This window comes from Coleofasciculus sp. G1-WW12-02 (genome assembly GCF_040219735.1).
Lineage (GTDB): Bacteria > Cyanobacteriota > Cyanobacteriia > Cyanobacteriales > Coleofasciculaceae > Coleofasciculus.
Map to the genome: position 1 here is coordinate 1 of NZ_JAVJRX010000151.1, position 4,577 is coordinate 4,577.

A 4,577-nucleotide genomic window follows, 5' to 3' on the forward strand; every position below is an offset into this window, starting at 1 on the left:
GACTTGTATTTACATTACCACAATAGTAGAACGTTATCCGAATTATTTGACTGGCGAATTTATTCGCTACCTAGACGGTTCGCTCGGTTTCATCTCCCAGCTAAAGAGCGTGGGAGCCTTCACCCATCGCTTTTCCGGTAACGGAACTAGCCAACTCAGAAAATGGTTAGAACTGCCCAAGGACAAAAAAGACAAAGCCAATCAGACACCAGCCACACACGCTGTTGACGGTGTAACCTTGGCGGCGTTTGAGTTCACCCAATGGCGAGAATGGCACTCTAATCAGGCTAAATATGGCAACTGGTGTGGTGATGTTCAGATTACACCTGTACCGTTTGCAATAGTCCGTAGACCACCAATTAGCCGTAGACAATTACATCTGTGTGTCCCATCTAAAGGTGATGTACGACGCAAATATGGTGGTACAGTTACCCGCCATGGCTTCAGAAAGGGAGACAAGGTTGTAGCTGAAAAAGCAGGAAAGGTTTACATAGGCTGGTGTTCTGGAGACACCGAGAAACAAGTTTCTGTTTCCGATAAAAACTGGAAGCGACTAGGGCAGTTTACCGCCAAAAAAGTCCAGTTGTTGCAGCGAAGCACGGGGTTAATTGTCGTGCCTTCAACTGGATTGTCAAATCTTGCCACATCGAGTAGCAAGATTTGACCTCTATCCCTCTCCGGCTTGCTTCGCTCTTATCCGGAGTCTCACGAGGTATACGATGAAGAATCAGAGCGGATACCTTCGCCAACTTCAATGAACAAAACACCTCGTCAGTTTTCCCAATCCCGCATCGTGAGTCGGGATAAGCGCAGTCGGTTTGATATCGCTAGAAAAGGAATATCCCACAGCCATTGGCGTGATCCTTACCATTTACTGTTGACGCTGGATTGGTCTTGGTTCTTCGTGCTGATTGGGGGGGGTTATATACTCATTAATGTTGTATTTGCTGTTTTGTATTTGGCAGGCGGTGATTGCATAGAAAATGCCCGTCCGGGTTCGTTCTGGGACGCTTTTTTCTTCAGTGTTCAAACCATGGCATCGATTGGCTACGGTGCGATGTATCCCCGCCCAGACTGTACCTACACAAATATCTTAGTCACCATTGAATCCCTAACTGGTTTAATGGGACTCACCACGGCGACAGGATTAATGTTTGCCCGTTTTTCTCGTCCTACCGCCAGAGTTCTGTTCAGTCGTGTGGCGGTTATTACTGTTCAGAATGGTGTGCCAACGTTAATGTTTCGGATGGCGAATGAGCGCTACAACCAGATTCTGGAAGCCCAGTTAACGGTGAGTTTGCTGCGTAACGAAACGACAGCAGAAGGGGAATTTATGCGTCGCTTTTATGACCTAAAATTGGTTCGTAGCCAGACTCCTATTTTTACCTTGACGTGGACGGCGATGCATCCTATTGATCAGAGTAGTTCTTTGTTTGGGATGACGCCAGAGTCCCTAGCTGAAGCCGAGGTGGAAATTGTGGTAACGTTTACGGGGTTAGATGAAACTGTTTCTCAGACGATTCATGCGCGTCACTCGTACATTGCTGAGGAAATTATCTGGAATCAGCGGTTTGTGGATATCTTATCAAGAAGTCGAGATGGACGGCGAATTATTGACTATCGCCGCTTTCATGATGTAATACCACACCCGTAGGGGCGCAAGGCTGAATACTACTCAGATAGCTCGTCAATTTTAGTTTATAGTTGAGAAATTACATCCCAAACACGGTTGATGAGTACATTCCGCGTTGGTATTGCAGGACCAGTGGGTTCCGGAAAAACCGCTTTATTGGATGCTTTGTGTAAGGCGATGCGAGCATCCTATGAAATTGCTGTTGTCACCAATGACATTTACACCCAGGAAGATGCCCAGTTTTTGGTAAACTCTCAAGCATTAGAGCGCGATCGCATCCGGGGTGTGGAAACGGGAGGTTGCCCACATACGGCGATTCGAGAGGATGCATCCCTGAATTTAGCAGCAATTGAAGAGTTAGAACAAAAGTTCACCCCATTAGATTTAGTCTTCTTAGAAAGTGGGGGAGATAACCTAGCCGCCACCTTCAGCCCAGAACTCGTCGATTTGACTATTTACGTGATAGATGTCGCCGCCGGTGACAAGATTCCCCGCAAAGGTGGACCCGGAATTACCAAATCGGATTTGCTAGTAATTAATAAAATAGATTTAGCGCCAATGGTTGGGGCTGATTTGGGCGTGATGGAACGAGATGCCAAAAAGATGCGAGGCGATAAGCCATTTGTATTTACGAATTTAAAGACTCAAAACGGATTGACAACCGTTATTGATTTTATCAAGCTCCAGATGGGGGTGACTTGACAAATTCTGTTTAATTTGCCAACAAATCCGGTGAGAGAGCCGGAGACAAAAACATTCAGTAGTTAGCCTGATCCTACCCTTATCTACCGCCTATTAACGGTGAGGAATTATACCTGATTAGATTTTATGTAGGGTGGGCAAGACTGATCCAGGATAGAATCAGCTTTTCCTAGTTAATCTGGCTCTGCCGCTACCATACCACAGGAGGCAGAGCCTACTCAAGAGCCTTCCTAACCAGAGGCTAGAAAAGTGGTCTTGGAATTAAACAGATTTACTTTTCTAAAGGTTCACCAGCCTCCTTCCAGCCATTAATACTGGGAGGAAAACTACGAACATTCGTGTAACCTAACAACCGCAATGCCGTCATGCCAATTGCCGTGCGATGCCCACTAGAACAGTATAAAACAACAGGTTTATCCGTGGGAATTTTATCTAAATTTTTAGTGAGCGATCGCACAGGAACATTAATAGCGCCAGGAATGTGTCCTGAAGCATATTCTGACGGTTCTCGCACATCAACTAATACTAGATTATCCTCCTTTTTTAGCTTGTTTTTTAACTGATTCACTGGCATCACCGTATAGTAATCTCGTGGTAGAGAATTCAGCAACTGATCGACTGCTGTATAGACTTCTGCGCTAGGTGGACGCATCACCTTAGATTCTACGGCGGCTAGGGCATATTTAGGAAAGAATACACCACTCAATAGCGTTAAAATCAGTAACCATCCCAGGAGCATTACTGATATCTTTTTGTTTGTTTTCATCATTATTTTTCCTTGATAAAGTTGTTTATTCATTGTTGGTATCGAAAACTTATCGTCATCAATCTCTTCCCTTAAATAGTTGGCTTGCAGACAAGATCAAACCCAACCAAATTGGATAACTTTGGCACAATTACTGCTTTGATTATTCTCCCTACCCATCTCATATTTCATAACCCATTCACTCCTGCCGCTAAACAGAAATCGCTCGATTTTTCTCCCAGCGGCGGGGACCCGATTCCCGACGAATATCTCGCCAAATCTGAGTCGCTGCTAAAGCACCATCTCCAGCCGCTACAACCACTTGATTTAACCCCACCTTCAAGTCTCCAATCGCAAAAATTCGCGGGTGAGACGTCCGCCCCATTTTATCGCTAATCAGATTACTACCCTTGACATCCAAATTGAATCCTTTGAGATAAGTATTGTGATAGCGTGACCCCAGAGAAATCAATCCAGTTTCTAAGGGAATAGTTGATCCATCCACTAACTCAACTCCCGTCATCTGGTGATTTTCACCCAGAAATTTCTTAATCGGGATTTCCACCAAACGATAACCATGGTTTTGCAGTTGGGAACCCATTGAGTCACTCACCTTAAACAGTCCATGGGTGAACACGGTGATATAAGGTGTAAACCAACTGAGATTAAACACCATTTCTTCAATACTGGCTTCACTACCCGCAAAGAAACCACATTGTTTATCTGTCATTTCGTAGCCATCACAAACCATACAGACATGCAAGTTATATCCTGCATAATCAAAGACATTTTGCATATCCTCCAAAAGGGGTAAATTGTCGATAATGCCACTCGCCGCAATTAAGTATTTCGAGTATAAGACGGGGTAAATACTATTTTTACGACCCACTTTCACCCGCACGGCAAACCTATCTCCCTCATCCACCACTTCCTCAACATAACCATTCAGCATATCGCCGTTTAAAGATGTATAATGCTGTTTCCCTTGTTGCAGCAGGACACGACCCGGAGTATCCGGTGGTAAGCCTAAATAATTGTGCAATTCCTGCATCCAGAATGAGCGAGCTTTGCCTTTATCAATAATTAAGCTTGAAAGGCGAAATCGTTGCAGGTAGATTCCAGCAGAAAGTCCACCGGCGCCGCCGCCAACGACAATCGCATCGTAGATGTGATTTAGACGTTCAGGTAGATTTTTTTTCGTGAGTTGCATAGTTTTAACAATTCGAGAAAACTGATAAATACTATTGAATGGCATTTTCATCCGCCGCCTTTGCTTTCGCCATTGAGCATAAGGACAGGGGAACAGGGAACAGGGAACGGGGAACAGTAAGGATTTGAAGTACAGGTATCAGACAAAATTACCGGAAAAGCGATGGGTGAAGGCTCCCACGCTCTTTAGCTGGGAGATGAAACCGAGCGAACCGTCTAGGTAGCGAATAAATTCGCCAGTCAAATAATTCGGATAACGTTCTACTATTGTGGTAATGTAAATACAAG

General features: G+C 44.7%; 5 protein-coding genes. 3 read left to right on the top strand and 2 right to left on the bottom strand.

The genetic code is table 11. From position 1 onward, the window contains the following. The 3 genes from RID09_RS24605 to ureG all read left to right on the top strand — a co-directional run. The coding region (locus tag RID09_RS24605; RefSeq protein ID WP_446338546.1) for a hypothetical protein at nt 1–664 on the top strand (664 nt) is incomplete at its 5' end. 90 nt (nt 665–754) lie between these two features. Then, a complete protein-coding gene (locus tag RID09_RS24610; RefSeq protein ID WP_446338547.1) occupies nt 755–1,654 on the top strand; it encodes an ion channel in 900 nt (299 codons plus the stop codon). A gap of 78 nt (nt 1,655–1,732) precedes the next feature. Then, nucleotides 1,733–2,335 carry an urease accessory protein UreG gene (ureG, locus tag RID09_RS24615; protein WP_446338548.1) on the top strand — a complete coding sequence of 201 codons (603 nt, stop codon included), beginning with the start codon at nt 1,733–1,735 and terminating at the stop codon, nt 2,333–2,335. 271 nt (nt 2,336–2,606) lie between these two features. Here ureG and RID09_RS24620 read toward each other — a convergent pair whose 3' ends face one another. Next, nucleotides 2,607–3,101, bottom strand: coding sequence for a rhodanese-like domain-containing protein (locus RID09_RS24620; RefSeq protein ID WP_446338550.1), 495 nt, complete (start codon nt 3,099–3,101; stop codon nt 2,607–2,609). A 190-nt stretch (nt 3,102–3,291) separates the two neighbouring features. Continuing rightward, nucleotides 3,292–4,290 (bottom strand): NAD(P)/FAD-dependent oxidoreductase, encoded by a 999-nt coding sequence (locus tag RID09_RS24625; protein WP_446338549.1) that lies wholly within the window; start codon nt 4,288–4,290, stop codon nt 3,292–3,294. Between the last annotated feature and the right edge of the window lie 287 nt (nt 4,291–4,577).

What these genes read in the sequence shown, in the direction of transcription:
- RID09_RS24610 (WP_446338547.1), top strand. Translation starts at nt 755, where the DNA reads ATGAACAAAACACCTCGTCAGTTTTCCCAATCCCGCATCGTGAGTCGG.
- ureG (WP_446338548.1), top strand. Translation starts at nt 1,733, where the DNA reads ATGAGTACATTCCGCGTTGGTATTGCAGGACCAGTGGGTTCCGGAAAA.
- RID09_RS24620 (WP_446338550.1), bottom strand. Translation starts at nt 3,101, where the DNA reads ATGAAAACAAACAAAAAGATATCAGTAATGCTCCTGGGATGGTTACTG.
- RID09_RS24625 (WP_446338549.1), bottom strand. Translation starts at nt 4,290, where the DNA reads ATGCAACTCACGAAAAAAAATCTACCTGAACGTCTAAATCACATCTAC.